The 23,047-nt window shown below is 71.6% G+C and carries 23 protein-coding genes; 14 read left to right on the forward strand and 9 right to left on the reverse strand.

The window, feature by feature from the left end; all coding sequences use genetic code 11:
* Positions 1–86: 86 nt before the first annotated feature.
* Positions 87–635 carry a DUF1062 domain-containing protein gene (locus tag ACFVHO_RS17460; protein ID WP_385714748.1) on the reverse strand — a complete coding sequence of 183 codons (549 nt, stop codon included), beginning with the start codon at positions 633–635 and terminating at the stop codon, positions 87–89.
* A 290-nt stretch (positions 636–925) separates the two neighbouring features.
* Here ACFVHO_RS17460 and ACFVHO_RS17465 point away from each other — a divergent pair, with 290 nt between their 5' ends.
* From ACFVHO_RS17465 to ACFVHO_RS17475, 3 genes are all read left to right on the forward strand, one after another.
* On the forward strand, positions 926–1,510 hold the full coding sequence (locus tag ACFVHO_RS17465; RefSeq protein WP_385714750.1) for a helix-turn-helix domain-containing protein: 585 nt from the start codon (positions 926–928) through the stop codon (positions 1,508–1,510).
* 37 nt (positions 1,511–1,547) lie between these two features.
* Complete coding sequence (locus ACFVHO_RS17470; protein ID WP_385714753.1) at positions 1,548–2,171, forward strand: hypothetical protein; 624 nt, start codon at positions 1,548–1,550, stop codon at positions 2,169–2,171.
* A gap of 149 nt (positions 2,172–2,320) precedes the next feature.
* Positions 2,321–2,653 carry a DUF2516 family protein gene (locus ACFVHO_RS17475; protein WP_164328415.1) on the forward strand — a complete coding sequence of 111 codons (333 nt, stop codon included), beginning with the start codon at positions 2,321–2,323 and terminating at the stop codon, positions 2,651–2,653.
* Positions 2,654–2,720: 67 nt separating this feature from the next.
* Here ACFVHO_RS17475 and ACFVHO_RS17480 read toward each other — a convergent pair whose 3' ends face one another.
* The 3 genes from ACFVHO_RS17480 to ACFVHO_RS17490 all read right to left on the reverse strand — a co-directional run bounded on the left by ACFVHO_RS17480 (position 2,721) and on the right by ACFVHO_RS17490 (position 6,683).
* Positions 2,721–4,286, reverse strand: coding sequence for a SpoIIE family protein phosphatase (locus ACFVHO_RS17480; RefSeq protein ID WP_385714756.1), 1,566 nt, complete (start codon positions 4,284–4,286; stop codon positions 2,721–2,723).
* Between the two features lie 327 nt (positions 4,287–4,613).
* Positions 4,614–5,678, reverse strand: a complete 1,065-nt coding sequence (locus ACFVHO_RS17485) for an NlpC/P60 family protein (RefSeq protein WP_385714759.1) — start codon at positions 5,676–5,678, stop codon at positions 4,614–4,616.
* Positions 5,679–5,876: 198 nt separating this feature from the next.
* Positions 5,877–6,683, reverse strand: coding sequence for a class I SAM-dependent methyltransferase (locus tag ACFVHO_RS17490; RefSeq protein WP_385714762.1), 807 nt, complete (start codon positions 6,681–6,683; stop codon positions 5,877–5,879).
* A gap of 186 nt (positions 6,684–6,869) precedes the next feature.
* Between ACFVHO_RS17490 and mshA the strand changes: the two genes are divergently transcribed.
* From mshA to ACFVHO_RS17505, 3 genes are all read left to right on the forward strand, one after another.
* On the forward strand, positions 6,870–8,219 hold the full coding sequence (gene mshA, locus ACFVHO_RS17495) for a D-inositol-3-phosphate glycosyltransferase (RefSeq protein ID WP_385714765.1): 1,350 nt from the start codon (positions 6,870–6,872) through the stop codon (positions 8,217–8,219).
* Positions 8,212–8,712 carry a YbjN domain-containing protein gene (locus tag ACFVHO_RS17500; RefSeq protein WP_385714767.1) on the forward strand — a complete coding sequence of 167 codons (501 nt, stop codon included), beginning with the start codon at positions 8,212–8,214 and terminating at the stop codon, positions 8,710–8,712. Before mshA ends, ACFVHO_RS17500 begins: the two co-directional genes overlap by 8 nt.
* A 425-nt stretch (positions 8,713–9,137) precedes the next feature.
* Positions 9,138–10,802 (forward strand): glycosyl hydrolase family 28-related protein, encoded by a 1,665-nt coding sequence (locus ACFVHO_RS17505; RefSeq protein ID WP_385714770.1) that lies wholly within the window; start codon positions 9,138–9,140, stop codon positions 10,800–10,802.
* Between the two features lie 7 nt (positions 10,803–10,809).
* On the opposite strand, the gene ACFVHO_RS17510 is transcribed toward ACFVHO_RS17505, so the two are convergent.
* The 3 genes from ACFVHO_RS17510 to ACFVHO_RS17520 all read right to left on the reverse strand — a co-directional run bounded on the left by ACFVHO_RS17510 (position 10,810) and on the right by ACFVHO_RS17520 (position 12,741).
* Complete coding sequence (locus ACFVHO_RS17510) at positions 10,810–11,010, reverse strand: hypothetical protein (protein ID WP_385715145.1); 201 nt, start codon at positions 11,008–11,010, stop codon at positions 10,810–10,812.
* Positions 11,011–11,075: 65 nt separating this feature from the next.
* The gene (locus ACFVHO_RS17515) at positions 11,076–11,324 is read right to left on the reverse strand and encodes a hypothetical protein (protein ID WP_385714773.1); all 249 of its coding nucleotides are present in this window, start codon (positions 11,322–11,324) and stop codon (positions 11,076–11,078) included.
* Positions 11,325–11,331: 7 nt separating this feature from the next.
* Positions 11,332–12,741 (reverse strand): MDR family MFS transporter, encoded by a 1,410-nt coding sequence (locus ACFVHO_RS17520; RefSeq protein WP_385714776.1) that lies wholly within the window; start codon positions 12,739–12,741, stop codon positions 11,332–11,334.
* A 153-nt stretch (positions 12,742–12,894) separates the two neighbouring features.
* On the opposite strand from ACFVHO_RS17520, the gene ACFVHO_RS17525 reads away from it, so the two are divergent.
* Positions 12,895–13,656: a phosphoglyceromutase gene (locus ACFVHO_RS17525; protein ID WP_030362183.1), complete on the forward strand. Its 762-nt coding sequence runs from the start codon at positions 12,895–12,897 to the stop codon at positions 13,654–13,656.
* Positions 13,657–14,067: 411 nt separating this feature from the next.
* Here the strand turns inward: ACFVHO_RS17525 and phoU are convergent, their stop codons facing one another.
* Complete coding sequence (gene phoU, locus ACFVHO_RS17530; RefSeq protein ID WP_190116020.1) at positions 14,068–14,748, reverse strand: phosphate signaling complex protein PhoU; 681 nt, start codon at positions 14,746–14,748, stop codon at positions 14,068–14,070.
* A 349-nt stretch (positions 14,749–15,097) separates the two neighbouring features.
* Between phoU and ACFVHO_RS17535 the strand changes: the two genes are divergently transcribed.
* Together ACFVHO_RS17535 and ACFVHO_RS17540 are read left to right on the forward strand one after the other, a co-directional pair.
* Positions 15,098–16,414 carry a sensor histidine kinase gene (locus tag ACFVHO_RS17535; protein ID WP_385714780.1) on the forward strand — a complete coding sequence of 439 codons (1,317 nt, stop codon included), beginning with the start codon at positions 15,098–15,100 and terminating at the stop codon, positions 16,412–16,414.
* Entirely contained in the window at positions 16,411–17,091 is a 681-nt protein-coding gene (locus ACFVHO_RS17540) for a response regulator transcription factor (RefSeq protein WP_030362171.1), read from the forward strand. Before ACFVHO_RS17535 ends, ACFVHO_RS17540 begins: the two co-directional genes overlap by 4 nt.
* Before the next feature lie 85 nt (positions 17,092–17,176).
* On the opposite strand, the gene ACFVHO_RS17545 is transcribed toward ACFVHO_RS17540, so the two are convergent.
* On the reverse strand, positions 17,177–17,947 hold the full coding sequence (locus ACFVHO_RS17545; RefSeq protein WP_385714783.1) for a DUF461 domain-containing protein: 771 nt from the start codon (positions 17,945–17,947) through the stop codon (positions 17,177–17,179).
* Between the two features lie 776 nt (positions 17,948–18,723).
* Here ACFVHO_RS17545 and ACFVHO_RS17550 point away from each other — a divergent pair.
* The 5 genes from ACFVHO_RS17550 (at position 18,724) to cysS (ending at position 22,961) form a co-directional block, all read left to right on the forward strand.
* Positions 18,724–19,206: a CarD family transcriptional regulator gene (locus tag ACFVHO_RS17550; protein WP_003953493.1), complete on the forward strand. Its 483-nt coding sequence runs from the start codon at positions 18,724–18,726 to the stop codon at positions 19,204–19,206.
* A 384-nt stretch (positions 19,207–19,590) separates the two neighbouring features.
* Positions 19,591–20,436, forward strand: coding sequence for a 2-C-methyl-D-erythritol 4-phosphate cytidylyltransferase (ispD, locus tag ACFVHO_RS17555; RefSeq protein WP_385714786.1), 846 nt, complete (start codon positions 19,591–19,593; stop codon positions 20,434–20,436).
* Positions 20,426–20,968, forward strand: a complete 543-nt coding sequence (gene ispF, locus ACFVHO_RS17560) for a 2-C-methyl-D-erythritol 2,4-cyclodiphosphate synthase (RefSeq protein ID WP_385714789.1) — start codon at positions 20,426–20,428, stop codon at positions 20,966–20,968. Before ispD ends, ispF begins: the two co-directional genes overlap by 11 nt.
* A 94-nt stretch (positions 20,969–21,062) precedes the next feature.
* Positions 21,063–21,467: a PPOX class F420-dependent oxidoreductase gene (locus ACFVHO_RS17565; RefSeq protein WP_385714791.1), complete on the forward strand. Its 405-nt coding sequence runs from the start codon at positions 21,063–21,065 to the stop codon at positions 21,465–21,467.
* 90 nt (positions 21,468–21,557) lie between these two features.
* On the forward strand, positions 21,558–22,961 hold the full coding sequence (gene cysS / locus ACFVHO_RS17570) for a cysteine--tRNA ligase (RefSeq protein WP_385714794.1): 1,404 nt from the start codon (positions 21,558–21,560) through the stop codon (positions 22,959–22,961).
* Positions 22,962–23,047 lie beyond the last annotated feature (86 nt).

The raw sequence follows: 23,047 nt of genomic DNA on the forward strand, positions 1-23,047 counted from the left end.
GGCGCCGCCCCCGGCCCCCGGGCCCCCGCGGCGCGCCCCGCCGGGGTCGCGCCCGCCCCGCCCCCGCCCCCCGCCCCGAAGAGACCTCAGCGCTTGAGCGTGAACGTGAAGTCGTCGGACACCTTGCCGCCGAGCCGGACGGCCGAGACGAGCTTCCCCTCCACGACCAGCCTCTCGACCTCGGCCCGCGAAAGACCGCAGCCGTCAGCGATCAGCCGCACCGGCCGGACGGGTATCCGCGCCGCGAACCGGACCGAGACGTCGATGACCTCGCGGTCCAGGTGGTCCGTTCCCCCGGTGTCGAGGCGCCAGGCGCCGTCCCAGTCGAGCGCGACGTGATTGCGGCGCCGCAGGACCGGGTCCTGGAGCAGTTCGGCCGCGAGGCCGGGGTCGTTGGCGTGCATCCGGTCCAGCAGCTCGGGCCGTACGGAGCGCACGCGTACGCGCTCCAGGACCGTGAGCTTCGCGGTCTCCCCGCAGCCGGAGCAGAGCACGAGGAGCCAGGCGTCGATGAGCTTGTGGTGGGCGTTGACGCGGAACTTTCCGTCGGCCCGGAAGCGCCCGGAGGCGCAGATGTGGCAACGGCGGAGGACAAGTGGCAGGCAGGTGGGCATGACCACCCAGCGATTGAGCACAGAAGTACACCGATCTCAGTGAGAAATCCGCAGCGAGAAGGAGCGCGGCGCACAGACGCGACGCGCGACAGATCAGCTCTCGGGAGGTCTCACACGGTGTACAACGGCACGTCCTCACCCAGACGACTCGGTTCGGCAGCACGGTAAGGGCACACACCCGCGCCCCTCCAGTGGTTTTTCCCCTTGCTCTTCCCGGCCTGTTGCTCCGTCCCGGCCCGGTCGCGTGACGTGGCGCACTTTTGCAAGCAGCGTGCTTGCAAAAGTTAGCGCGAGGGGTGCAGTATCGGAGCATGGCATCGCTCAACGTCGGCAATCTCGGGGAGTACTTGCGCGAACAGCGGCGCACCGCGCAGCTGTCGCTCAGGCAGCTCGCCGATGCCGCCGGGGTGTCCAATCCGTACCTGAGCCAGATCGAGCGCGGGCTGCGCAAGCCGAGCGCCGAGGTTCTGCAGCAGGTCGCCAAGGCGCTCAGGATCTCCGCCGAGACGTTGTACGTCCGGGCCGGGATCCTCGACGAGAAGGAGCGGGACGAGCTGGAGACGCGCGCCGTCATCCTCGCCGACCCGTCCATCAACGAGCGGCAGAAGCAGGTGCTGCTGCAGATCTACGAGTCGTTCCGCAAGGAGAACGGCTTCGCGACCTCCGTGTACGCGGACGGCGGCGCCGAGGAGACGTCGTACGACGACGTCCGCGGCGCGAGCCCGGACACCGACGCCGACGGCCCCCGCACGGCCGACGGCAGCGATGCGGCACCCGCAGGCAAGCCATCCTCGGGGAAGCGGTCTTCGAGGAGCAGGAAGACTTCCGGCGGCGACGAGTCCACGGACGGCGACACCAAGTCCGCGGACGGCCCCGAGAAGTCCTCGGACCAGTAGTTCCCGAGCTCACGCGAATCCGGGAGGACCTTTCGCCATGCCCACCACCGACGACGTGCGCAAGACCATCACCGACCCCAAGCCCCTCTACTTCGTCGCAGGCAGCGCCGAACTGGCCTACCAGCAGGCCAAGAAGGTGCCCGGCCTCATCGAGCAGCTCGCCGCCGAGGCGCCGGCGCGGATCGAGGCCGTCCGCAGGACCGACCCCAAGGACGTCCAGGAGAAGGCCGCCGCCCGCGCCAAGGAGGCGCGTGACGTCATCCAGTCCCGGGTCGGCGGACTCATCAGCAACCTCGACACCGACCTGAAGAAGATCGGCGAGGGCGCCCAGGACCTGGCGCTGCGCGGCGTCGGCGTCGCCTTCGAGTACGCCGTCCAGGCGCGCGAGAAGTACGACCAGGTCGCCGAGCACGGCGAGCAGACCGTGCGCGCCTGGCGCGGCGAGGCCGCCGAGGGCCTCTCCGAGCTGGCCGACACCGTCGAGCCGGACGACGAGGAGGCCGCGCAGACCGAGCAGTCGGCGCAGGCCGAGTCGAACGGCGCGGGCGACACCGGGACCCAGAGCTCCACCCGGAAGACCACCGCGGCCAAGAAGACCGCCGCGGACAAGCCCGCCGCCAAGAAGACGACGGCGAAGAAGACCACGCCCCCTGCCAAGTAGGGCGTCCGTCGGCTGACGGGGCGTCGATTCGTCGGCGCCGCACCGGGCCGGGCACTCTCGGAGTGCCCGGCCCGTTGTTCGGGTAGCGGGTACGGTGACTGCGTACGTCGCGTAGGGACTCGCCGAGACTGGTGGTGGACGTTGTGCTGATGCAGGGGTTCTCGAACCTCATGTGGCTGCTGTCGCTGGCCCTGATCGCGTTCAGCGGCTTCGCGCTGCTCGACGCGGCGATCCGACGCGAGGACGCCTATCGCGCGGCGGACAAGAAGACCAAGCCCTTCTGGCTGATCATCCTCGGGCTCGCCTTCGTGGTGAACCTGATCTTCAACATCCTGTCGTTCCTGCCCATCATCGGCCTCATCGCGACCATCGTGTACATGGTCGACGTGCGGCCCGCGCTGCGGCAGATCACCGGCGGGGGCGGCGGCCGCCGCGGCTCAAGCAGCGACGGTCCGTACGGCCCGTACAACGGCGGTCGATGAGGGAGGGTCCGGGACGGGCCGGGGCCGTTCGGCGCGCCCGGGGTCAGGACCCTCCAGCGCGGACCTGCTAGCGAGCCCGGTCGAGCAGCAGTACCGCCACGTCGTCCGTCAGGTCGCCGCCGTTGAGGTCCCTGACCTCGTTCACGGCGGCCTCCAGGAGCGCGTCGCCGCGCAGGCCCGCCTCGATCTTGCGGCGCACCATCTCCACCATGCCGTCCTGCCCGAGCCGCTGGTTGCCCTCGCCGATCCGGCCCTCGATCAGGCCGTCCGTGTACAGCATCAGGCTCCAGCTGCCGCCGAGCTCCACCTGACGGCGCGGCCAGCGGGCGCGCGGCAGCAGGCCGAGCGCGGGGCCCCCGTTGTCGTACGGGAGCAGCTCGGCGGGGCGGCCGGGGCGAGCTATCAGCGGTGACGGGTGCCCGGCCAGGCACAGTCCGGCCCGGCGGCCGTCCGGCGCGATGTCGACCGTGCACAGCGTCGCGAAGATCTCCTCGTCGGCCCGCTCGTGCTCCAGGACCCGCTGGAGCGTGGAGAGCAGCTCGTCGCCGCACAGGCCAGCGAAGGTCAGCGCCCGCCAGGCGATCCGCAGCTCCACGCCGAGCGCCGCCTCGTCGGGGCCGTGGCCGCAGACGTCGCCGATCATCACGTGCACCGAGCCGTCGGGCATGCGCACCGTGTCGTAGAAGTCGCCGCCGAGCAGCGCGCGGGAGCGGCCGGGGCGGTAGTGGGCGGCGAAGCGCAGCGGGGAGCCCTCGAGGAGCGGCGTCGGCAGCAGGCCGCGCTCCAGGCGGGCGTTCTCCTGCGCGCGCAGCCGGGACTCGGTGAGCTGGCGCTGCGCGGCGTCGGCGCGCTTGCGCTCCACCGCGTACCGGATGGCGCGGCTGAGCAGGCGGCCGTCCAGCTCCTCCCGCAGCAGATAGTCCTGCGCGCCGACGCCCACGGCCTGCGCGCCGATCTCGGCGTCGCCGGACGCGGTGAGCGCGAGGACGGCGTGGCGCGGGGCGAGGCGCAGGACGTGCTTGAGGACGGCCAGCTCGTCGGGGGCGGCGTCGGCGCCCGCGGCGCTTTCGCCGTCCTTGCCGTTGGGGGGCTCGGGGCTGGGGGAGCCGCCGTGGTTGCCGGGCCCGCTGGGGGAGCTGGTGTGGTTGTTGGGGGTGCCGGGGCCGCTGAGGTTGTTGGGGCCGTTGAAGCCGTTGGGGGTGCCGGGGTTGCCGGAGCCGCCCGCGGGGGCGCGGCCGGGCAGGGCCAGGTCCAGCAGGATGCAGTGCACGTCGTCCGTGAGCAGCCGCTCGGCCTCGGTGAGGTTGCGGGCGGTGCGGATGCGGATCGGCTTGCCCGCGGCGTCCAGGAGCTCGGGCACGCTCAGGGAGCCTGCCGGGTCGTCCTCGATCACCAGCAGGGTGAGCCCGGTGCCGTTGCCCACGGGGTCGCTGACCATGGGGTCGCTCCCTATGGGGTCGTCGTCCGCGAGGCCGTCGCGTACGGGTGTGTCGCGTACGGGTGTGTCGCGAACCGGGTCGGTGCCCGCGGTGTGGTGGGCGGTGGGGCCGGTGCCGTCGGTTGTCGGCGCCGCGTGAGCCTGACCGCCTTCCGCGGCCGGTATCGCTCGCTGCCGCGGTATGGGTACGGGCATCGTCTACATCCTTCCCTCCCCCCGAGGGCATGGCGGGGCGACGGTCGCACGCCCCACCAGACGGGGACCATAGCGTCACCCGGGGCGTGTGTGGAATGCCGTGCGGCACGCGGCCGAAGGCATATGCCGCATCCTGGACCGCATTTGGGCACGAACCCGGTCTGCCTGGGATGACGAACGTCACGCCGTGAGGGTTGAGCGGGGCGCGGGGCCGTGCGGTGGGTCACAGTGCGCGGCCCGCCTGGCCCGCCCGGTCACCGGGCGGGCCCGTCCCGCCCGTCCTGCTTGTCCCGTTCTTGCCTGGTTCTTGTCCGGCTTCTTGTCCGGTTACTTGTCCGGCCGCACGACGCCGAGTATCTCCATCGAGCCCGCCCCCGCGAGCGTCACGCTGCGCCCGGGGCGGGGCGCGTGCACGATCGCGCCGTCGCCCACGTACAGCCCGACGTGGCTCGCGTCCTTGTGGTAGATGATCAGGTCGCCGGGCCGCATGTTCTTCACGTCGACGCGCGGGAGCCGCTTCCACTGCTCCTGCGAGGTGCGCGGGATGCCCTTGCCCGCGGCCGCCCAGGCCTGGGACGTGAGCCCCGAGCAGTCGTACGACTTCGGGCCCTCCGCGCCCCATACGTAGGGCTTGCCGATCTGCGCCGTGGCGAACGCGATCGCCTTCTTGCCGGGGGAGGTCGCCTTGCCCTTGGCGTCCTTGAGTATGCCGGTGTCCACCCAGGCCGACTGCTGTCTCAGCGCGGCCTCCTCCTCCAGCTTCCGCAGCCGGTCGCGCTCCTTCTTCTCCATGCGCGACTCCAGCTTCTCGGCGGCGGCGATCTTCTTCTTGATCTCCTTCTTCGCCTCCGCCTTGGCCTTGCGGCCCGCCTCAAGGCGCTTCCACTGCGCGGAGGCGTCCTTGGCGTACGTCTTCAAGTCCGCCTGGGTGCGGCTCATTTCCGTGAGCATGGCCTTCGTCGCGTGCTGGCCCTGGCGCAGCCGGCCCGCGCCGTCCAGGAAGCGGCTCGGGTTGTCGCTGAGCATCAGCCGGGCCTCGTCCGGGACGCCGCCGCCGCGGTACTGCGCGCGGGCCGCGGCGCCCGCGCGGGCCTTCAGCCCGTCCAGCTTCGTCTGGCCCTTGTCGATGGCTCTGGCGAGCCGGACGATCTCCTCCGACTGCTTCTCGGCCTTCTCCTCCGCGGCGTTGTACGCGTCCGTGGCCGTGCCCGCCTCGCGGTAGAGCCGCTCGATCTCCTTGCGGACCTTCTCCAGGGATCTGTTCGACGGGGGAGTGGGCTCGGCCGGGCTCGCGAACGCCGTGCCCGGCGCGGCGAGGACCGCGGCCGCGCACGCGCAGACCAGTGCCACGGCTGTCGTCGTCGAGTGCCTCTTGCCGGTCACGCCCGCCACCCCCAAAGCTGATTTACCGTCAGTAACTTCTCGGTGTTCCCGGGATGGTGCCATGCCGGTGCCGAATGCGACAGGGCCGCGTGACAACTCCGAACTCCCACCCGTCACATGTGACGAACCGCACGCGAAGATCGTTCCCCGCAGGTCGCGGGGCATGCGCGGAACAATTCCGGCACCCGGGCCCGCCGAGCGCCGGGTTCAGCCCCGCCCCGGCGCCAATGCCCCCCACGCCACCGTCACTTCCCCCTGCCGCCACCGCGAACTCCGGTCCAGGACCGGCCAGTCCGCCGTCAGGTCCCGCACCGCCCGCAGCCACCGCTGCCGCGCCCCGTACGCGGCGTACGGCGCGGCCGCGGCCCACGCCCGGTCGAAGTCGCGCAGGAACGCGTGCACCGGCTCCCCCGGCACGTTCCGGTGGATCAGTGCCTTCGGCAGCCGCTCGGCGAGGTCGGACGGGCGGTCCAGGGAGCCGAGGCGGGCCGCGAAGGTGACCGTGCGCGGGCCCTCGGGGCCGAGCGCGACCCACACGTGCCTGCGCCCGATCTCGTCGCACGTGCCCTCGACGAGGAGGCCGTCCGGGGCGAGCCGCGCGCACAGCCGCTCCCACACGGCGGCGACCGCGTCCTCGTCGTACTGCCGCAGCACGTTGGCCGCTCGGATCAGCAGCGGCCGGGCGGGCAGCGGCACCTCGAAGCCGCCGTGCCGGAAGGTGAGGCCCTCGCGCGCGTAGGGCCGGGCCGCCGCCACCCGCTCCGGGTCGATCTCGATGCCGACCACGCGCGCGTGCGGGGCGACGGTCCGCAGTCGAAGGAGCAGCTCGACGGCGGTCCAGGGCGCGGCGCCGTAGCCGAGGTCGACCGCGATCGGCTCGTCCGCGCGGCGCAGGGCGGCGCCGTGGGTGGCGGCGATCCAGCGGTCCATGCGGCGCAGCCGGTTGGGGTTGGTGGTCCCGCGCGTCACGGTTCCCACAGGTCGGGAGGGCGGACGGGGAGCGCGGGGGGCCATGAGGGCAAGCCTAAGCAAGGGCCGGGGCGGGACCCGGCGGCGCCGGTCAAGGTAATGCTTTGGCAAAGAGGAAATGGAGGTGGAGCTTCCGGTGTTGCTCCTCCAGGAGGCCCGCACCCGGTCTCCGCCTCGTCGTGCCCGCCGTTCCAGGCAAAGCCCGCCGTCAAGGCCAAGGAGGACCGCCACGTGAGCCACTACGTGACCAGGCTCGGGCGTCGCTCCCCAACCCCTTCGTACGCGAGGATCCGGCTGCCGGGCTCCTCGCGCCGCCCCCGCCGGGTGGCCATGCTCAGCGTGCACACCTCACCACTGCACCAGCCGGGCACCGGTGACGCGGGCGGCATGAACGTCTACATCGTGGAGCTGGCCAAGCGCCTGGCCGCGATCAACATCGAGGTCGAGATCTTCACCCGCGCCACCACCGGCGCCCTGCCGCCCACCGTCGAACTGGCCCCCGGCGTGCTCGTGCGCCACGTCGACGCGGGCCCCTACGAAGGCCTCGCCAAGGAGGAGCTGCCCGCCCAGCTGTGCGCCTTCACACACGGCGTGATGCAGGCCTGGGCAGGCCACCGGCCCGGCCACTACGACCTGGTCCACTCGCACTACTGGCTCAGCGGCCACGTCGGCTGGCTGGCCGCCGAGCGCTGGGGCACCCCCCTGGTGCACGCCATGCACACCATGGCCAAGGTCAAGAACGCCGCGCTCGCCGAGGGCGACACCCCGGAGCCCACCGCCCGCGTCATCGGCGAGACCCAGATCGTGCGCGCCGCCGACCGGCTCATCGCCAACACCTCCGAAGAGGCCGACGAGCTCGTACGCCACTACGAAGCCGACCCCGGCAAGGTCGCCGTCGTCCACCCCGGCGTGAACCTGGACCGCTTCCGCCCCGCCGACGGGCGCGCCGCCGCCCGCCACCGCCTCGGCCTTCCGCAGGACGCCCTGATCCCCCTCTTCGCGGGCCGCATCCAGCCCCTGAAGGCCCCCGACGTGCTGCTGCGCGCCGTCGGCGTCCTCCTGGGGGAGCGGCCCGAGCTGCGCTCGCGGATCGTCGTGCCCGTCGTCGGCGGGCCCAGCGGCAGCGGCCTCGCCAAGCCGGAGGGCCTGCAGAAGCTGGCCGCCCGGCTCGGTATCGCCGATGTCGTACGGTTCCAGCCGCCCGTCGGGCAGGAGCAGCTCGCGGACTGGTTCCGGGCCGCGTCCGTGCTCGTGATGCCCTCGTACAGCGAGTCCTTCGGGCTCGTGGCCATCGAGGCGCAGGCCGCGGGGACGCCGGTGCTCGCCGCCTCGGTGGGCGGGCTGCCCGTCGCCGTGCGCGAGGGCGTCACCGGGTTCCTCGTGTCCGGCCACGAACCCGCCCACTACGCGCGCGTGCTGGGCGAGTTCGCCGACTCTCCACAGCTTGTGGACCGCATGGGCGCGGCGGCCGCGCGGCACGCCGAGTCCTTCGGGTGGGGCACCGCCGCGTCCGCCACGGCCGACGTGTACACCGCCGCCGTGCACGATCATCGGCGTCACGTACGCTCGCACCATGGGTGACGTTGCTGGCGGGGCGCCTTCCGCGGTGATCGAGCGGACGCTGGACGAGGCCGAGCTCGAATGGGAATCCCCCGAGCCCGGGGCGTACGTGGTGAAGCTGCCCGGCACGCGCAAGCTCTCCACGACCCTCTCGCTGCGCGTGGGCAAGCACTCGCTGTCCCTCAACGCCTTCGTGATCCGTCGGCCCGACGAGAACCACGAAGGCGTCCACCGGTGGCTCCTGGAGCGCAATCTCCGCCTGTACGGCGTCGGTTACGCCATCGACTCCCTGGGGGACGTCTACGTCGCCGGCAAGCTGCCGCTCGCCGCCGTCACCCCCGACGAGCTCGACCGTCTCCTCGGCTCCGTCCTCGAAGCGGCCGACGGCTCCTTCAACACCCTCCTGGAGCTGGGGTTCGCGACGGCCATCCGCAAGGAGTACGAGTGGCGCGTCGCGCGCGGCGAATCCACGCGGAACCTGGACGCGTTCACCCACCTGACCCAGCCGAGGTAGTTCGCTCCCTCGCGGCGGGTGGGTGGCGACCCTGCCCCGCCGCTCCGCGGCGGATCTCTCCCACCCGCCCGCCCATTTCTGCCCGACAGCACGGTGAACGCCGCCCGTGGGGGGCCACCCGCCATCGGCGACTGCGGGCCCGTGACCCTGCCGCCCGCCCTTTCTACCTCACAGCATGGTGAACGCCGCTCGCGGGGGCGTTCACCGTCGGCTGCGGCGGGGCGCTGCGACTGCCCGCCCCACACTGCTTCTAGCGCTGTGGGCAATTGTCCCGCAGGGCGGGACGGGTGGGCACAGCCCCCGGCCGACGGTGCCCGTAATACCCGCGGTAAGAACTCTTCCCCCGGCGGCCAGCCGCATGGCATGCTCCCGCTCAACGTAAACGTGAACGCAGTTCATGTACGTATACGGGAGGCGGAGCGGGCATGAGCAACCTCAGCAGACGCGGCATCCTCGGCGGAGCCATCGCCGTCGCGGCGACCGCCGTCACCGGCCCGGTCGCGACGGCGGCACCCGGACCCCGCCAGGCGGCCGAACCCCCCACCCTCTGGCGAGAGTTCACCAAGGCCCCCTACACCCACCCCCAGATCCCCTACGTAGGACGAGCAGGAGCCCGCCGGGGCGCCCGGCACCTCCGGCGCCCGGAGGCCGTGTTCCACGCCCACCGATACGGCGCAAGGCCCGACGCCGAGTCGAACGCGCCCGCCATCAACCGTGCCCTCGCCGCCGCCGGAAGGGCCGGCGGGGGCACGGTCCAGCTCGCCCCGGGGACGTACCGGATCGACGACGTCATCCGCGTCACAGACGACAACGTCGTCCTGCGGGGCGCGGGCAGCGGCCGCACGAAGCTGCTCGCCACCAAGAACCTGACCGAGCTCATCGGCCCCTACGGCAGCCGCTACGGCGGCGACAAGTCCAGCTGGTCCTGGGCCGGAGGCCTCATCTGGCTGTGCCCGCGCGACCGCCTGGACAGCCTGACGGCCGCCATCAGGGCCAAGGACTGGCCGTTCGAGGGCTGGACCGGCAACAAGCGCGACGAGTGGCGCACCCTCACCACGGTCGCCCCCGCCACCCGCGGCTCCTGGTCCGTCCGCGTCGCCGACACCTCTCGGCTGCGCCGCGGCAGCCTCGTCCTGCTGCGCCTCGCCGACGACGCGGACCACACGCTCCTGGAGCACATGGCGGGCGGCGGCGCGGGCCCGCAGGCGTACACGTGGGACGACAAGACGAAGCTGACGTCGTACGTGCCCTACGAGTGGCCCGTGCGGATCGCCCAGGTCAAGGGGCACACCGTCACCTTCGAACGCCCTCTGCCGCTGGACGTCCGCCCGGAGTGGGACCCCCGGCTGACCACCCACGTCCCCGCGCTGACCGGCTCCGGAGTCGAGGGGCTCACCCTGGAGGCGGTGCAGACCCCGCAGTCACCGCACCTGCTCGACAAGGGCCACAACGGCGTCACCTTCCAGTGCGCGTACGACTGTTGGGCCGACGACGTCCACGTCCGCCACGTGGACAACGGGTTCGGCCTGGTCGCCGCCTCCGCCTGCACGCTGCGCCGCACCTCCGTGGGCGGCCGCGGCTCGCACCACCCGTACTTCTGCCGCGAGGGCTCGCACGACAACCTGATCGAGGAGTTCCGCATCGAGCGGCGCACCGTGCCGACGCCCGCAGGGACCCAGCTGCACGGCATCAACGTGGAGGGCCTGTCCTCGTACAACGTCTGGTCCCGGGGCGTCATGGAGATGGGGACGTTCGACACGCACCGGGGGATGCCGTTCGCCAACGTGCGCACCGAGATCACGGTCGAGAACGACGGACGGCACGGCGGCGACGCCAGCGCGGGGCCCCTCTACGGAGCGCGGTTCGCCCACTGGAACGTCACGGTCACCAACCAGCGCGCCGGACTGGTCAAAATTGATGGCATCGCTCCGTACAGTGCCACGGTCGGCATCTCCCGGGTCCGAGAGTTCGACCAGATCGACGTACCGGACTTCTCCGGAGAGCTCAATTCCCGTATCGAGGCGTACGGTTCACCGGGTTCCGTCCGGCCCCGGAACCTGTACGAGGCCCAGCGCGCTCTGGGGGAGTGAGGCGGGCTCAGCCGAAGGGGACCAGGCGGACCACCGTCACGGTGAGGACCGAACCCGAGACGTAGTAGAGGACGATCGCGCCGCCGACCGTCGCCTCACGGCGGTCGCGCTCGGCGGCGTCCGTGGAGACCGCCGTCGAGCCGTGCCCGTAGGGGTCGCGGCCGAGCGTGCGCTCCATCGCCGTCCGGAAGGCGTCCGCGTCGTTCATCTTGGCGAGGGTGTCGTCGGCGGGCGGCGCGTAGGTGATGCGATACCTGCGGCTCCGGTGACGGCTCACGCGATGCTCCGCCTCTCGGCCTCGTCGGCGGCCAGCCGGTCGAGCAGGGCCTCGGCCTCGGGGTCGGGCACGGACTCCAGCATCCAGTGCCGCATCACGGAGTGGATCTCGTCGACCCCGGCCTCGTTGATGGCCCGGTCGAACTCCGCGCGCCGGTCCTCGGGCAGGGCGGCGCGGATGTCCGGGATGGTGTTGGGGACGTCGACCTCCTCGCCGCCGATGAAGGTCTTCAGTGGTTCGGCCATGGTCGGGTCACTCTCCCTGGGATCCCTGGGTGGGCCCTGCGCTGATCTCACGGTAGCGGCGGTCGGCGGAACCTTCAGGCGCCGAGGCCCGGGGCACCGCGGCCTCCCGCACCGCGGCCTCCAGCTCCGCGACCTCGGACTCCGCGACCTCCGGCACCGCGGCCTGCGGAACCGTGGGCTCGGGCGCCGGGACGTCGTGCCCCGCGGCCTCCGCCTCCGTGGGAAGCCCCCGCATCAGACCCCAGTACCCGAGCGCCGCCACCGTACCCACGAGCGCACAGCCGCCCCACAGCCACTCCGCCCCCAGGCGGTCGATCAGGAAGCCGGACATCAGCGGCGCCACCAGGCCCGCCACGGCCCACGACATCGTGTACATGCCCTGGTAGCGGCCGCGCCCGTGCGTCGGCGAGAGCCGCACGACCAGGCCCGTCTGGGTGGGCGCGTTGATGATCTCGGCGAGCGTCCACACCATCACCGTCAGCGCGAACACCCCGACCGAACCGGCGAACGCGGTGAGCCCGAAGCCGTACCCCGCCACGAGTGAGGACAGCACGAGGAGGCGCTGCGGGTCGCGGTGCTCGATGAACCGCGTCACCGGGATCTGCAGCACGACGATCATGACGCCGTTCACGGCGATGGCAAGGCCGTAGTCGCTCGGCGAGAATCCCGCCTCGCCCATCGCCACCGGCAGCCCCAGCGCCCCCTGTTGGAAGACCAGCGCGACCAGGAAGGACAGGCCGACCACGCCCATGAACCGCCCGTCCCGCAGCACCGTGCCGAGCCCGACCTGCTCCTCGGCCGCCGCGGCCGCCGCACTCTGCGTCGGCCGGGACTCCGGCAGCTTCACGAAGACCAGGACCGCGCACACCAGCGTCATCGCGCCCTCGACGAGGAAGCCCGCGCGGTAGCTGTACGAGGCGATGAAGCCCGCGCCCGCCGTGGAGATCGCGAACCCCAGGTTGATCGCCCAGTAGTTGAGCGAGAAGGCCCGCACCCGGTCCTCGGGCCGCACGATGTCGGCGAGCATCGCCTGCACGGCCGGACGCGAGGCGTTGCTCGCCATGCCGACCAGGAAGGCGACGCCCGCGATCGCCACCGGGTGCGTCATGAACCCGAGGAGCGCCACGGAAGCGGCCGTCGACACCTGCGCGATCAGCAGCGTGGGCCGTCGGCCGAGCCGGTCGGTCATGACGCCCGCGCCGATCGAGGAGACGACACCGCCGAGCCCGTGCAGGGCGGCGACGAGACCCGCGTACGTGGCCGAGTACCCCTGCTCCACGGTCAGATACAGCGCCATGAAGGTGGCCACGAAGCCGCCGAGGCGGTTCACCAGGGTGCTGGTCCACAGCCACCAGAAGGCGGGTGGAAGCCCTGACACGGACTCCTTGACGGCACGTCTCATGGCGACGAATGGCATGGATCCCCCGAGGTGGCACAGATGCTGCTTGTAAGTGGCGAAAACCGCATGCACAACTTACGACCCCGGGGAACTCCCCCGCCACTCGATTGACGGCAACCGTCAATCGCTCCCGGGGGCGACCCCTCCGGCGGTTCGATTACGCTCAGAGGCATGGCCGACGCACCGTACAAGCTGATCCTCCTCCGCCACGGCGAGAGCGAATGGAACGCGAAGAACCTGTTCACCGGCTGGGTGGACGTCAACCTGAACGAGAAGGGCGAGAAGGAGGCGGTCCGCGGCGGTGAGCTGCTCAAGGACGCCGGCCTGCTCCCCGACGTGGTCCACACGTCGCTCCAGAAGCGCGCGATCCGCACCGCGCAGCTCTCCCTGGAGGCCGCCGACCGTCACTGGATCCCCGTCCACCGCAGCTGGCGCCTGAACGAGCGCCACTACGGCGCCCTCCAGGGCAAGGACAAGGCGCAGACCCTCGCCGAGTTCGGCGAGGAGCAGTTCATGCTGTGGCGCCGCTCCTACGACACCCCGCCGCCCGCCCTCGAGGACGGCACGGAGTTCTCCCAGTCCGCGGACCCGCGCTACTCCTCCATCCCCCCGGAGCTGCGCCCCCGCACGGAGTGCCTGAAGGACGTCGTCGTCCGCATGCTCCCGTACTGGTACGACGGCATCGTCCCGGACCTCCTGGCCGGCCGCACGGTCCTCGTCGCCGCCCACGGCAACAGCCTGCGCGCCCTCGTCAAGCACCTCGACGGCATCTCCGACGCCGACATCGCGGGCCTGAACATCCCCACCGGCATCCCGCTCTCCTACGAACTGGACGCCGACTTCAAGCCCCTGAACCCCGGCGGCACCTACCTCGACCCGGACGCCGCGAAGGCGGCCATCGAGGCGGTCAAGAACCAGGGCAAGAAGAAGTAGGCCCACCCGTACGGAAAAAGGGGCTCCACGCGCGCGTGGAGCCCCTTTTCTGTGTGCGATTCCGTGCGCGCGGGGGCGCGTGGGAGGGGGCGGGCGGCGGACGGCGGCGTGGGGTGAACAGGTGCGCGCGCGTGCGCCGTTGACGCGCCCCGCCGCCTCGGGCTTGCAATGGGGAGGCAGGCAGTACGTCTTCGCAGGATGCCTTCGAGGAGGAGACACATGGCTGAGTCCCCCAGGCCCGAAACCCACGCCGACGGTTGCCAGTGCGGTCCCGGCTGTAGCTGTGGCTGCCAGTCCGGCGGCGCCTGCCAGTGCGGCGGCGGCTGCGGCTGACCCCGTACGAGCGGCTGACACGGTACGAGAGGGGTGGGCGCGCACGCCTCGGCGCCCACCCCGGCGCACCGGCAGGTGCTACGCGCCCTCGACGGGCGCCGAGCCCGGCTGGATCTCGTCCGCGTGCTCACCCGTCACCAGATACACGACGCGCTTGGCGACGGACACCGCGTGGTCCGCGAAGCGCTCGTAGTAGCGGCCGAGGAGCGTCACGTCGACGGCGGTCTCGATGCCGTGCTTCCAGCGGTCGTCCATCAGGTGCTGGAACAGCGTGCGGTGCAGCAGGTCCATCTCGTCGTCGTCCTGCTCAAGCTGCAGCGCCAGATCGACGTCCTTGGTGATGATGACCTCCGCCGCCTTCGCCATCAGGCGCTGCGCGAGCTGGCCCATCTCCAGGATCGTCGCGTGCAGGTCCCGCGGCACCGCCGACTCCGGGAAGCGCAGCCGGGCCAGCTTGGCCACGTGCTGGGCCAGGTCGCCGGAGCGCTCCAGGTCGGCGCTCATCCGCAGCGAGGTGACGACGATCCGCAGGTCGGTGGCGACCGGCTGCTGCCGCGCCAGCAGGGCTATCGCGCGGGCCTCCAGCTCGTGCTGGAGGTCGTCGACCTTCTGGTCGGCGGCGATCACGCTCTCGGCCAGCTTCAGGTCGGCGTCGAGCATGGCCGTGGTGGCGCGCCCGATCGCCGACCCGACAAGGCGGGCCATCTCGACCAGGCCCTCGCCGATCGAGTCAAGTTCCTCGTGGTACGCGTCACGCATGTGGCTGTCCCTCTCTCGTACGTCACAGGGGCTCACCCCCACGCTCCCACGGTGGCGGCCCGACGCGTCCGTTTAAGTCATCTCAAATGAATCACCCCTGTCGCCAAGGTGAACTATGGGCGTCGGAGTCCCGCCGCGCGCCCGATGCGCCAGACTGCACCAGGGGCCCCGCGGGGCGACCCGCGTTCCCCACCCGGAACGCGTGCCGCACACCGGAAACCGCCGGTCCGACGGGTCGCCCCGCCGAAATGAACCACTGCCGTCCCCACAGTGAACTCTGAGCGACGAGTGTTCGAGTGGCCACCCGGATGGCTGTGGGTGGTACTCCGACCGCGCATAACCTGGAGGCATGGACGTGAACGCGGCGGTCGCCGCAGCGGCAGCGATCGCCGGGGTGTGCACCGGCGTCATCGCCATGCTGGCGTTTCGCTGGAGCGAACGCGACCAGAAGAGGCCCACCCGGACTTCCCTGCACACGGACGCGGTCCTGCCCCCCGGCGTCGACACGGTCCTCTCCGTGCTGCGCTCCTCCGCGGTCGTCCTGGACGAGGCGGACAGCGTGGTCAAGGCGAGCTCCGCGGCGTACGCCCTCGGACTGGTGCGCGGCGGCAAACTCGCCGTCGAGCCGATGCTGCAGATGGCCAGGGACACCCGGCGCGACGGTGAGATACGCCAGGTCGAGCTGGACCTGCCGCGCCGGGGCACGGGCCGGGGGGACGCGCTCGCGGTCTCCGCGCGGGTGGCGCCCCTGGGCTCCCGCCTGGTCCTGCTGCTCGTCGAGGACCTCACGGAGGCCCGCCGCATCGAGGCGGTGCGCCGCGACTTCGTGGCGAACGTCAGCCACGAGCTCAAGACGCCGGTGGGGGCGCTCTCGCTGCTCTCCGAAGCCGTCATGGACGCCGCCGACGACCCCGAGGCCGTGGAGCGCTTCGCGGGCCGGATGCAGAACGAGGCGACCCGCCTGACCAACCTCGTGCAGGAGCTCATCGACCTCTCCCGGGTGCAGAACGACGACCCCCTGGAGGACGCCGAGCCGGTGCGCGTCGACGAGCTGGTGGCCGAGGCCATCGACCGCTGCCGACACCAGGCGGGCACCAAGCAGATCACCATGGCCGCGACCGTCGGGAGCGCCGCGGCGCCGTCCGCCGACAGCGGCACCGGAAGCCGGACGGCGGTCTCCGACCTGCACGTCTGGGGCAACCGCGGCCAGCTCGCCGCGGCTCTCGGCAACCTCGTCGAGAACGCCGTGAACTACTCCCCGGCCCGTACCCGGGTCGGCATAGCGGCGCGCCGGGTCACCGCACCGGGCGGCGACCACATCGAGGTCGCGGTCACCGACCAGGGCATCGGGATCTCCGACAAGGACAAGGAGCGCATCTTCGAGCGCTTCTACCGCGTCGACCCGGCCCGCTCGCGCGCCACCGGCGGCACCGGCCTCGGTCTCGCCATCGTCAAGCACGTGGCCGCCTCGCACGGCGGGGAGGTGACCGTGTGGAGCTCGGAGGGACAGGGCTCCACCTTCACCCTGCGCCTGCCCGAGGCGGGCGCGACGCGCGACCGCGGCGCCGGGCAGGGACTGTCCGCGAACGGCGCGCACCAGGGCGCCAGGCCCGACGACACAACCGCATACGAACCCATTCCTGCCGCCCCGGAGGTCCTTCCGTGACCCGAGTGCTCGTCGTCGAGGACGAGGAATCCTTCAGCGACGCCCTGTCGTACATGCTCCGCAAGGAGGGCTTCGAGGTCGCGATCGCGGCCACCGGGCCCGACGGACTCGACGAATTCGAGCGCAACGGCGCCGACCTCGTCCTGCTCGACCTGATGCTGCCGGGCCTGCCCGGCACCGAGGTCTGCCGTCAGCTGCGCAGCCGCTCGAACGTGCCGGTGATCATGGTCACCGCCAAGGACAGCGAGATCGACAAGGTCGTCGGCCTGGAAATAGGAGCCGATGACTACGTCACCAAGCCCTTCTCGTCCCGCGAACTGGTGGCCCGCATCCGTGCGGTCCTGCGCCGCCGCGGCGAGCCCGAGGAGGTCGCCCCGCAGGCCCTGGAGGCGGGCCCGGTCCGCATGGACGTCGACCGCCACGTCGTCACCGTCTCCGGCTCCAAGGTCGACCTGCCCCTGAAGGAGTTCGACCTCCTGGAGATGCTGCTGCGCAACGCGGGCCGCGTACTGACCCGCATGCAGCTCATCGACCGTGTCTGGGGCGCCGACTACGTGGGCGACACCAAGACCCTGGACGTGCACGTCAAGCGTCTGCGCGCCAAGATCGAGCCGGACCCGGGCGCGCCGCGCTACCTGGTGACGGTCCGCGGCCTGGGCTACAAGTTCGAGCCGTAGACAGCGGAACAGCACGAGGAAGGGCGGGAACCCCGAGGGGTTCCCGCCCTTCCTGCTGTTCTCAAGCCGTCCCGCGGAGGGGGCGTCAGTGCTGGGCGGCGCCGTCGTGCCCGGCCTCGCCGGACGGCGTGCTGCCCGCGCCCTGGGCGCCTTCGCCGCCCTCGGCACCGGCGGCGCCGTCAGCGGCACCCTCGGCGCCGTTCTCGGCGTCCCCGGACGGCGTGCCCGACGGGTTGCCGGAGGGCGTCCCCGAGGGCTTGCCCGACGGCTTCCCGGACGGCTTGCCGGAGGCGTCGCCCGAGGGCTTGGCGTCCGGGGCCTTCGGGAGCTCGCTCGGGCCCCACTTCTGGAAGTAGCTCTCGGCGGGCACGACGAACGTCTTCAGCTTCACGTCGCCGGTCTTGCTGAAGGCGAAGGTGACCGGCTGCGCGTTGCCGTCCTCGACGGACTCGCGGCTGCTGGGCAGGACCGCGGCGGCGTTGTCCTTGCCGCCGATGGTGATCGAGCCGCCGGCCGGGATGGTCAGGCCGCCGCTCTTGCCCTTCTTCTCGCCCTTGGCGGGGCTGAGCTCGGCCTTCTTGCCGGTGCCGTCGACCTTGATCGATTCCAGGGTCTGGGCGGTGCGGCCGTTGTTGAAGACCGTCGCGGCGATGACGGCGGGGCCCGTCGACTCCCGGTCGGGCTGCGTGATGATCATGGCGTTCTGGATCTTGATGTCGCCGACGGCGGTCGCCGCGTTGTCCGGCTTGATCTCGATCGTCTGGGCGTTGTTTCCGGCACCGCAGGCGGTGAGCGTGGCGAGCGAGAACGCGAGGGCGGTGGCGGCGATGGCGCCGCGTCGAAGGCTGCGGCTCACGGCGGCGGCAACTCCTAAACGTGGGCGGTACGGAGGGGGCGGGCGGCCTTGACGCCGTCCTGGCGGGCGACCGTAAAGCCGCCCTAAGGGTGTGTCAGCGGGCTTAGGTTACCGAGCCGTTCCCGCGCCGCCGCACCCGACCCGCCCCTCGGAGCCGCGAGCCACCCGGTGCCCCCGTCCGACACTCTCGCCGCATCCCTCCCCATGACCCCCCGGTGGCCTCCGGAGACCTCCCGTGCCCCACCCGTTCCCTGGCCCGTTCCGTATTCGTAAATCCGCGGCCGGCGGTGTTCCGGCGATTTTCGGATAAGGAAATCGGAGGGGGCGGGGAAATTGATCAGTGGATGGCGCACGGGACGTACGACCAGGTGGATCGGAGCGCGGTTCCGGCGCACCGGCGCTCGCGCTTCTTGATCAATTCCGGATTCACGCCGGACCTGCCTCCGGGGCCGTCGCGAAGTCATCCCGAACGCGTCCGGCGCGTCGTCTCGTACATGTCACCGCGTGCCGAACGGAGTAGCGGAAGTTCACCTACGGGAACCTGGCAAACCGGGACGTTCGTCCCCTTGCGGCACCGCCCCGGGGTGCGTAACGGTGGTGTTTCACCGTCCCCGGACAGCCGCTCCGACCTGCGAATACCCCCTTCCGCAGCCCTCGCGCAGCACGTTCCTGTTGCTGTTGTCAAGCCCCGAGATATGCCCTGACCTGCGAAAACGCCATTCAGAAGACGCCGTATCCGTGTTACCCTGGATAGCCACGGAAGGGGTACCTGTCACATGACGTTCAAGGTTGGCGACACCGTGGTCTATCCCCATCACGGGGCCGCGCTGATCGAGGCCATCGAAACTCGCCAGATCAAAGGCGTGGACAAGACCTACTTGGTGCTGAAGGTCGCCCAGGGCGACTTGACGGTACGTGTGCCAGCGGACAATGCGGAGTTCGTCGGTGTGCGTGATGTGGTCGGCCAGGACGGCCTCGACCGGGTCTTCGAAGTACTGCGCGCGCCGTACGCAGAAGAGCCCACGAACTGGTCGCGCCGTTACAAGGCAAATCTTGAGAAGCTTGCCTCCGGCGATGTCATCAAGGTCGCGGAAGTCGTCCGTGACCTGTGGCGTCGGGAGCGTGAGCGCGGACTGTCCGCCGGTGAGAAGCGCATGCTCGCCAAGGCCCGTCAGATCCTGGTGAGCGAGCTGGCCCTCGCGGAGAACACGAACGAGGACAAGGCCGAGGCCCTGCTCGACGAGGTCCTCGCGTCCTGAAGTCCTGACCGACGCAGCGCGACGCCACACCACCTGGCGTGCGTCCCGGGACGAACTCACACAGCGCACACATTGCCGCGGTGCCCGCCGACTCCTGAAAGGTGTTGCCGGGCACTGCGGCATGTTCGTACCCCGAAGGCGTCCTCGTACCCCGAGGGCACCCTCGTACCCGAAAACGGGCAGGCGTCGTCCCCGGGCGCGCGAGCGCGTACCCCGGTCTTCACCGCCGGTTCGCGTGTACGGAAAGATCCCCCGGTACTTTGGCGTGCCGGGCTCGGGCAGCTGGCTCGACCGGATGTCACGGAAGGGTCCGGTCAAGGCGTCGCGCCCGGCACGCTGTGGCCATACCCATGTCGGCCGAGCACACAAACCTGAACGGAACCGATGTCTGACGCATCTTCTGTGGCGGGCCGGCCTGGTCCCGCCCAGCACGCCCAGTCCACGCACCCCGTCGAGCCTCCCGGGACCGCCGCGGCCGCCGAGGATTCAGGGGCCCCGGCCCCCCGCCCCCGCACCGCCGCGGTCATCCCCGCCGCCGGGCGCGGCGTCCGGCTCGGCCCCGGCGCCCCCAAGGCCCTGCGCGCCCTGAACGGCACGCCCATGCTCATCCACGCCGTGCGCGCGATGGCCGCGTCCCGCGCCGTCTCGCTCGTCGTGGTCGTGGCCCCGCCGGACGGCGCCCCCGAGGTCAAGACCCTGCTCGCCGACCACGCCCTGCCCGGCAGCACCGACTTCCTCGTCGTGCCCGGCGGCGCGACCCGCCAGGAGTCCGTGAAGCTCGGCCTCGACGCCCTGCCGCCCGGCATCGACATCGTCCTCGTGCACGACGCGGCCCGGCCCCTTGTCCCCGTCGACACCGTCGACGGCGTCATCGAGGCCGTCCGCGACGGGGCGCCCGCCGTCGTCCCCGCGCTGCCGGTCGCCGACACCGTCAAGGAGGTCGAGCCAGGAACGCCCGGCGAGCCCGAGCCTGTCCTCGCCACCCCCGAGCGCGCCCGCCTCAGGGCCGTGCAGACGCCGCAGGGCTTCGACCGCGCCACGCTGCTCCGCGCCCACGAGGCCGCCGTCGTCGGCGAGGGCGCCACGGACTGCGCGGGACTCGTGGAGCGGCTCGGCGAGCCCGTCGTCCTCGTGCCCGGCCACGAGGAGGCGTTCAAGGTGACCCGGCCCCTCGACCTCGTCCTCGCCGAGGCCGTACTCGCCCGCAGGAGGGCCAACGATGGCTTCTGAACCGACACAGCGGCCCGAGGCCCAGCCGGGGCCGGGGGCGCCCGCGTTCCCGTACCCCCTGCCGCAGGTCGGCATCGGCACCGACATCCACGCCTTCGAAGAGGGCCGCGAGCTGTGGTGCGCCGGGCTGAAGTGGGAGGGGGAGGGGCCCGGGCTCGCCGGGCACTCCGACGCGGACGTCGTCGCGCACGCCGCCTGCAACGCGCTGTTCTCCGCCGCCGGGCTCGGCGACCTCGGCGCCCACTTCGGCACCGGACGGCCCCAGTGGGCCGGGGCGTCGGGGCTCACCCTTCTCGCGGAGGCCGCGCGGATCGTCCGGGAGGCCGGTTTCACCGTCGGCAACGTCGCCGTGCAGGTCATCGGCCCCCGCCCGAAGATCGGCAAGCGCCGCGAGGAGGCCCAGAAGGTGCTGTCCGAAGCGGCCGGCGCGCCGGTCACCGTCTCCGGCGCCACGACGGACGGCCTCGGCTTCCCCGGCCGGGACGAGGGCCTCATGGGCATCGCGACGGCGCTGGTCGTCCGTACGGGCTGAGCGGGGCCGGAATCCGCCCCGCCCCGTGGCGCGGTGACCCGGGATCGGGTAGGGCTACGAGTCGTCAAGCGATCAATCGCCGAGGAGTGAAGCCATGTCCGCCCAGCTTTCCGACGACCTCAAGTCCCTGCTCGACACCCCGGTCTTCGTCACCGTCGCCACCATCCAGCCCGACGGCAGCCCCCAGGTCTCACCGGTCTGGGTGAAGCGCGACGGCGACGACGTCCTCATCTCCACCACCATCGGGCGGCAGAAGGAGAGGAACCTGCGCCGCGATCCGCGCGTGACGGTCCTGTTCCAGCCCTTCGACGCCCCGTACACCTACGCGGAGATCCGCGGCACCGCCGAGCTGACCACCGAGGGCGGCCAGGAGCTGATCGACGAGCTGTCCCTGAAGTACACGGGCAAGGAGTACGCCGACTTCAACCCGGCGGCGGGCCAGGACGCGCAGCGCGTGGTCGTCCGCGTCACGCCCCGCAAGGTCGTCGGGAGGATCTGAGCGGCACGCGGGACAGCCGTTCATCACAGTTGTGTGCCCTGTCGCCCCTAGGGGCGCGGGGCACTGCCCCGGGGCCACTACCCTGGTGTGGTGACGATTCGCCTGTACGACACCAGCGCCCGGCAGATCCGTGACTTCAGCCCCCTCGTCGAAGGCTGTGTCTCGATCTACCTGTGTGGCGCCACGGTGCAGGCGGCCCCGCACATCGGGCACATCCGGTCGGGCCTCAACTTCGACATCATGCGCCGCTGGTTCGCGCACCGCGGCTACGACGTGACGTTCATCCGCAACGTCACGGACATCGACGACAAGATCATCAAGAAGTCGGCGGAGCAGGGCCGCCCCTGGTGGTCCATCGGCTACGAGAACGAGCGCGCGTTCAACAACGGCTACGACGTCCTCGGCTGCCTGCCGCCCACGTACGAGCCCCGCGCCACCGGCCACATCACCGAGATGATCGAGATGATGCGCGGCCTGATCGAGCGCGGGCACGCCTACGAGGCCGACGGCAACGTCTACTTCGACGTGCGTTCCTTCCCGGAGTACCTGGAGCTGTCCAACCAGGAGCTGGACAATCTCCTCCAGCCCGAGGGCGAGGGCGAGACCGGCAAGCGCGACCCGCGCGACTTCGCCATGTGGAAGGCGGCGAAGCCCGGCGAGCCGAGCTGGGAGACGCCCTGGGGGCGAGGCCGTCCGGGCTGGCACCTGGAGTGCTCCGCCATGGCCCACAAGTACCTGGGCACCGCCTTCGACATCCACGGCGGCGGCATCGACCTGATCTTCCCGCACCACGAGAACGAGATCGCCCAGGCCAAGGCCTTCGGCGACGCCTTCGCGCGGTACTGGGTGCACAACGGCTGGGTCACCATGAGCGGCGAGAAGATGTCGAAGTCGCTCGGCAACTCGGTCCTCGTGAGCGAGATGGTCAAGAACTGGCGCCCCATCGTCCTGCGCTACTACCTGGGCACCCCGCACTACCGCTCGATGATCGAGTACAGCGAGGAGGCCCTGCGCGAGGCCGAGTCCGCGTTCGCGCGCATCGAGGGCTTCGTGCAGCGCGTGGTGGAGAAGGCCGGGGGCGTCGTCGAGCCCGCCGCCGAGGTGCCGCCCGCGTTCGCCGAGGCGATGGACGACGACCTGGGCGTCCCGCAGGCCCTCGCGATCGTCCACACCACGGTCCGGCAGGGCAACTCCGCGCTCGCCGCCGACGACAAGGAAGCCGCGATCGCCCGCCTCGCCGAGGTGCGGGCCATGCTCGGCGTCCTCGGCCTCGACCCGCTCGACCCGCACTGGGCGGGCGGCGACGGCGACGCCGGTGAAGACCTCCACGGCGTGGTCGACACCCTCGTACGCCTGGTACTGGAACAGCGCGAAGCCGCCCGCGGCCGCAAGGACTGGGCCACCGCCGACGCCATCCGCGACCAGCTCGGCCAGTCGGGCCTCGTCATCGAGGACAGCCCGTCGGGCCCCCGCTGGACGCTCGGTCCGCGCTAGCGCGGACCACACGCTGATGTGCCGCCCGGGGACTCGGGCGGCACACTGCATATACGACGACTTCAGAAGTGTCCGTACGCCTCCGC

Origin of the sequence: Streptomyces sp. NPDC127108, from assembly GCF_042677545.1 — a bacterium.
Taxonomy (GTDB): Bacteria; Actinomycetota; Actinomycetes; order Streptomycetales; family Streptomycetaceae; genus Streptomyces.

Coding starts and splice junctions, on each gene's coding strand:
- ACFVHO_RS17465 (WP_385714750.1), top strand. CDS start 926: ATGGCATCGCTCAACGTCGGCAATCTCGGGGAGTACTTGCGCGAACAG.
- ACFVHO_RS17470 (WP_385714753.1), top strand. CDS start 1,548: ATGCCCACCACCGACGACGTGCGCAAGACCATCACCGACCCCAAGCCC.
- ACFVHO_RS17475 (WP_164328415.1), top strand. CDS start 2,321: ATGCAGGGGTTCTCGAACCTCATGTGGCTGCTGTCGCTGGCCCTGATC.
- ACFVHO_RS17480 (WP_385714756.1), bottom strand. CDS start 4,286: ATGCCCGTACCCATACCGCGGCAGCGAGCGATACCGGCCGCGGAAGGC.
- ACFVHO_RS17490 (WP_385714762.1), bottom strand. CDS start 6,683: ATGGCCCCCCGCGCTCCCCGTCCGCCCTCCCGACCTGTGGGAACCGTG.
- ACFVHO_RS17500 (WP_385714767.1), top strand. CDS start 8,212: ATGGGTGACGTTGCTGGCGGGGCGCCTTCCGCGGTGATCGAGCGGACG.
- ACFVHO_RS17505 (WP_385714770.1), top strand. CDS start 9,138: ATGAGCAACCTCAGCAGACGCGGCATCCTCGGCGGAGCCATCGCCGTC.
- ACFVHO_RS17510 (WP_385715145.1), bottom strand. CDS start 11,010: ATGAACGACGCGGACGCCTTCCGGACGGCGATGGAGCGCACGCTCGGC.
- ACFVHO_RS17515 (WP_385714773.1), bottom strand. CDS start 11,324: ATGGCCGAACCACTGAAGACCTTCATCGGCGGCGAGGAGGTCGACGTC.
- ACFVHO_RS17520 (WP_385714776.1), bottom strand. CDS start 12,741: ATGCCATTCGTCGCCATGAGACGTGCCGTCAAGGAGTCCGTGTCAGGG.
- ACFVHO_RS17525 (WP_030362183.1), top strand. CDS start 12,895: ATGGCCGACGCACCGTACAAGCTGATCCTCCTCCGCCACGGCGAGAGC.
- phoU (WP_190116020.1), bottom strand. CDS start 14,748: ATGCGTGACGCGTACCACGAGGAACTTGACTCGATCGGCGAGGGCCTG.
- ACFVHO_RS17535 (WP_385714780.1), top strand. CDS start 15,098: ATGGACGTGAACGCGGCGGTCGCCGCAGCGGCAGCGATCGCCGGGGTG.
- ACFVHO_RS17550 (WP_003953493.1), top strand. CDS start 18,724: ATGACGTTCAAGGTTGGCGACACCGTGGTCTATCCCCATCACGGGGCC.
- ispD (WP_385714786.1), top strand. CDS start 19,591: ATGTCTGACGCATCTTCTGTGGCGGGCCGGCCTGGTCCCGCCCAGCAC.
- ispF (WP_385714789.1), top strand. CDS start 20,426: ATGGCTTCTGAACCGACACAGCGGCCCGAGGCCCAGCCGGGGCCGGGG.
- ACFVHO_RS17565 (WP_385714791.1), top strand. CDS start 21,063: ATGTCCGCCCAGCTTTCCGACGACCTCAAGTCCCTGCTCGACACCCCG.